Source organism: Kitasatospora arboriphila, from assembly GCF_039528095.1.
Taxonomy (GTDB): Bacteria; Actinomycetota; Actinomycetes; order Streptomycetales; family Streptomycetaceae; genus Kitasatospora; species Kitasatospora arboriphila.
The window spans coordinates 1-692 of the sequence record NZ_BAAALD010000259.1; the positions used below are offsets into that span (position 1 = coordinate 1).

General features: G+C 83.8%; 1 pseudogene. It reads left to right on the top strand.

Annotated elements, in window-relative coordinates:
- Window positions 1–692, top strand: a pseudogene (locus ABD353_RS39835) (hypothetical protein); the annotation flags it as partial.

Sequence of the window (692 nt, forward strand, 5' to 3'; positions counted from 1 at the left end):
CCGGGCCGCCCGGCCGCCGTGCCCTCGGGTTTCCCGCCGCACGCCCAGCCGCAGCCGTTCCCCCCGCAGGCCGGGCCGCACGCGCAGCCGCAGGGCGGGCACGTCCCGCCGCCGGGCTTCCCGCCTGCGCGGGGCCCGGTACCGGACGAGCAGGCGACGACGCTGCTGCCGCCGGTGCCCGCGGGCGGGCCGGGCGACCAGGGGCCGCCGCCGGGCGCCCGGCCGTACGTGGCCGGTGCGCAGCCGGGTGCGGCGCCCGCGGGCTTCCCGCCGCAGGACCGGACGCAGGCGTTCGCCGCACCGGCCCCGCCGCAGGGCTTCCCGCCCGGGCCGGGCTTCCCGCCGCCGCAGGGCGGTTCCCCGTTCGACGGCGGTGGCCGGCCGCCGTTCCCCGCCTTCGACCCGGCGCAGGCCGGGCCGCACCCGGCGGGTGCCCCCGGCCCGGCGTACGAGGACCTGGACGCCGAGAAGCCGGCCCGCAGCCGGACGCCGCTGCTGGTCGGTGCGGGCGTGGCGCTGCTGCTGCTGGTCGGGGTCGGCACGGTGTGGGCGGTGCAGAACTCGGGTTCGGACGGCAAGCCGGCGGCCAACGCGCCGGCCGCCTCCGCGGTGCCGCCGCCCGGGCAGGGCGGGGCCGGTGGTGCGGCGCCGTCCGCGGCCGCGGGCGGGTCGGGGGGCGCCTCGCCGAGCGG